This is a genomic window from Bacillus sp. K2I17, from assembly GCF_002209985.1.
In the GTDB taxonomy this organism is placed as follows: domain Bacteria; phylum Bacillota; class Bacilli; order Bacillales; family Bacillaceae_G; genus Bacillus_A; species Bacillus_A wiedmannii.
In genome coordinates this window covers 1-3,801 of the sequence record NZ_NJGF01000094.1, presented here as the reverse complement: position 1 = coordinate 3,801, position 3,801 = coordinate 1, and the positions used below count along the sequence as shown (strand labels likewise).

Sequence of the window (3,801 nt, the reverse complement as noted above, 5' to 3'; positions counted from 1 at the left end):
ACCGTGTCCGCCTTGCCAACCACCGTGTCCGCCTTGCCAACCACCGTGTCCACCCGGCCAACCACCGTGTCCGCCTTGCCAACCACCGTGTCCGCCTTGCCAACCACCGTGTCCACCCGGCCAACCACCATGTCCACCTTGCCACCAGCCTGCATAGCCTTGTCTCTGTGAGTTCATTCCTTCGCATCCCTTCTTATTAAAAACTCAAATACTGCAACTGGGTATTCTCTAAATATAATTATGTATCCCAAAAATAAATGTATCCGCAAACATCTCGATTATTGGTAAAGTAATTATCTAATAAAAAAAGCATTTATCATTGCAAAACTAAGCTCTATTGTTTTTTACTTTTCCTAAAACAATTTTTGCTATTTCGTTAGCATATTTTTTAGAGTCAAATCCATCATAGTTACTTAGTATTGCTACAGACAAATATTCCTTTTGAAACCGCATAAAGGGGTACCATCACATGCCCGTCAAGCTAAGATTTTAAAATAACCCCAAAACGAAAAAATGAGCTTTTTTGTCACAAGTTAGCACAAAATTTCGTTTTGTGGTGACTTGTTTTCTTAAGTTGATGGCGATGGGGTCACCATATCAAAAAAAGAAAATTGTACGTTTAGACATATTTTAGATACAAAATAACCGATTCCTTATATGTTAAGGAACCGGTTATTTATTTTCCTACTGTTTTAGGGAGTTTTTTCTTGTAATGATCTTTTATTTATGATTTAAGGTTATAAACTTAAATCATAAATAAAAGATAGAGTAAAAACTGTATAAGAAATAAATGTAACGAAAACAAGAAAACATATAAACTGAGCATTAGATACATATTGTTCTATTCTTTTTTTCATTTTAATTAGTTTTATTTATCAAATGTGAAGTATCAATTTGAAATTGACCTTTCCAAGATCCAATTACTTTTCCAATTCTATTTATATTTACATCTAAAGTAAGGGGCTGTTTAAACTCATCTCTTCCTTCATTAACTATAACAAATGTAGAAACACCTTCGGGTCTATCATTATCACGAATACCTATATCATTTAATTTTTTACCTGCTGCCATAAGTTCAAAAGGAAGATGATCATCTGAATCATGGATAAATGATAGTCTCCCATCATTTTTAATCTCAGGGTTTTCCTCTTGTTGCCCATTAATTTTACCATCACTTGCGAGCTCTAATCCTGATGTATCAAATTCAAATGGTACTAAACTTCCGTCAGCTTTTTCCATTCTATAATGAACTGATATACGTAAATCTGATATATATAATTCTTTGAGATGTACAGTAATACCTTGATCTGTAATTTTTTCATCAATAGGAATATATTTACCATTCTTCATCATATCTTGTGTGACACCATTTTCATCTGTTATTCCTTCATTTACAACTTTATCATTTGTAATTGCATCAGAAAAATATGAGGCAACATTTGTAGCCGCCACTTGTACTTGTGGAATCATTGCTGTTGTGAAAAGTGCTCCTGCAGCTACTGCTGTATAAATGAAACGTTTTGATTTTTTACTCATGTTTGTAAATAGTCCCTTCTTCTGTTGTTTTTTATGATTTATATTAGAAACATTGTCTAGCTTGGAACGACTTTCAAATGTTTTCCATGCTTGTTCTACATCAATTTTGATTTCTTGTGGTGAATTTGAAGATTCTCCATCTAGCATTATGTTTTCCCAGTTGTTTAATTTACTGATTTCTACTAATAAATCTTGGCATGCTTCACATGTATCTAGGTGCTTTGTGAATTCCTTTCTTGTATCATGAGAAAGTTCTCCATCAATATATGTTTGAATAAATCCGATATCATAACATTTCATTTGTTACGCCTCCTCTATTTGTTTATAAATCTTGCGGAATTTCATTTTGGCTCGGACTAATAATGTTCCAATAGAAGATATTTCAGTTTGAAGTATTTCTGCAATTTCTTTATATTGAAAACCAGAGAATTTCATTAGTAAAAGGGTTCGTTCTCGATCATTCATTTTATTTAGTATTGTTTGGACCTTTGTAATTTCTTCTTTTCTTATCCAATCATCGTCTAATGATGAAACATTTTGTACTTCATGGTATTGTATTTCTTTATCAATCTTCGCTTGATACCTTTTTTCAGATCGCAAATGATTATAAGCTACATAGGTAGAAGATTTAATCAACCATCCCGGTATGTTTTCAATTACTTTCCAATCGCTACGATATAATTGTAAAAATACTTCTTGTGCTAACTCTTCAGCGATAGATTGATTTTTAACAATCCATATGATCTGTTTTAAAGCGTAAGCATAGTACTGCTTAAATAAATCTTCAAAATTCATATCAGAAGCAGGACTTTCTTCATTTTCTATTGTTAACATGTTAGTTTAAACCTCACTTTCAATTTGATGCCTATATTATAGAGAAACCAGAAAAACGGATTTTGTGACAGTTTTTCTGATTATTTTTTTATTATGTACTAAAAAAGCATTCATCTTATTAAAAGATAAATGCCAAAAGGGATATGAAAACATAAAACTATAATTATAACTTTTGCAGTAGTTTTCTATTAATGTAAAAGAAAACAGTTAGTTTGTTGTTTTTTCATTTTTTGTATGGTGGATAGTTTTTCTTCTGTTTCTATTGGTTTATTTTGATTCAAATTATCCCTCTCCCATTTTATTACGTACATCTTCTCAGAATTGTTCTTATTAACTGTAAAATAATTGCATAGCTACTATTGAGTCTAATACTTTATTTTAATAAAAACTATTTTATAATATGAAACCTCATGATTAGTCTACATTTTAATATTCAATAAATTAGAAAGATGAGGGATAAGGAACACTTTTAAATTAACTAGGTTTAGTCTAATACATTTTTTTAATGGGAACAAGAATGTGAGGAATCCCCAGAACGAAAATCTTATCGTTCTGGGGATATCCTTTAATTTTAACTTGATAGACATAGGTAAGACTCTTAATTTAGTAATTTGCGTAGTACAAGCCGTAACCAAATCTATTGATCTGACATACCATATGAAGGTAACTTTAAATCGATAAAAAAGTTGTAAAGGAGGTGAATATAAAGTGGCATCATTTGAAATTGGAGCAAGATCTCTTTTCAATTTTCGAAACCAACGTTTTTTCTTATTAGTTGAAGATGAAATTACAATTCCAGATAAAGGTGTAGAAATTGATCCAGTTAATATCTACGAAATTGACGAGCAAACTTTCAATCTTATCAGAGATGAAGGTGATACACCTATAATTGTACCAAGTGATGAATTTCCAACTGTACCACCTGGATTTAAATTAGAACGAAAATGTATTTTTACAGTCGATAATGCATACTTTGTAATCTATGATTTAGAAAATGGAACTGATAACAACGTCCTATTAAGAATCAGTGCAGCTTTATTTAACTCATTGAAAAATTCCGGTGTTCGTGAATGTGTACCTCAAAATTTCATTTAAGAACATAATTTGATTAAACCTCAAATGGAATACCCTTTGAACAATTTAACCCTTCGTAGTTTTCTACGAAGGGTTAAATTGTTATGTAAAAAGTTTTTTAAAATATTAGCAGTTTTTGGCGGTTCGGCAAATACAATTGCTAGTCCAAGTCAAGCAACCTAAGAAAAGCAAATGCCCAAAACGAGAAGATTAGCATCTCCAGGTGAAAATGTACAATTTTTTTTTGGGGGGCATTATGAAATTCTTAAGTTGATGGGCATGTGGCGCTAACCCATCGCTATCAAGCTAAGATTATACAATGTCAAGTATAGTAGAGATTATTTCTTTTTTCTAAAA

At 31.5% G+C, this 3,801-nt stretch carries 3 protein-coding genes and 1 pseudogene; 1 reads left to right on the top strand and 3 read right to left on the bottom strand.

Annotated features, from left to right (window positions below; all coding sequences use genetic code 11):
* Positions 1-327 precede the first annotated feature (327 nt).
* The 3 genes and pseudogenes from CER22_RS30675 to CER22_RS30665 all read right to left on the bottom strand — a co-directional run.
* Positions 328-456, bottom strand: a pseudogene (locus CER22_RS30675) (D-alanyl-D-alanine carboxypeptidase); the annotation flags it as partial.
* A gap of 402 nt (positions 457-858) precedes the next feature.
* A complete protein-coding gene (locus CER22_RS30670; RefSeq protein WP_088610471.1) occupies positions 859-1,836 on the bottom strand; it encodes a DUF4179 domain-containing protein in 978 nt (325 codons plus the stop codon).
* Positions 1,837-1,839: 3 nt separating this feature from the next.
* Positions 1,840-2,370 carry an RNA polymerase sigma factor SigX gene (locus tag CER22_RS30665; RefSeq protein ID WP_088063405.1) on the bottom strand — a complete coding sequence of 177 codons (531 nt, stop codon included), beginning with the start codon at positions 2,368-2,370 and terminating at the stop codon, positions 1,840-1,842.
* 708 nt (positions 2,371-3,078) lie between these two features.
* Between CER22_RS30665 and CER22_RS30660 the strand changes: the two genes are divergently transcribed.
* Positions 3,079-3,465, top strand: coding sequence for a spore coat protein (locus CER22_RS30660; protein WP_088063404.1), 387 nt, complete (start codon positions 3,079-3,081; stop codon positions 3,463-3,465).
* The last annotated feature ends 336 nt before the right edge of the window (positions 3,466-3,801 follow it).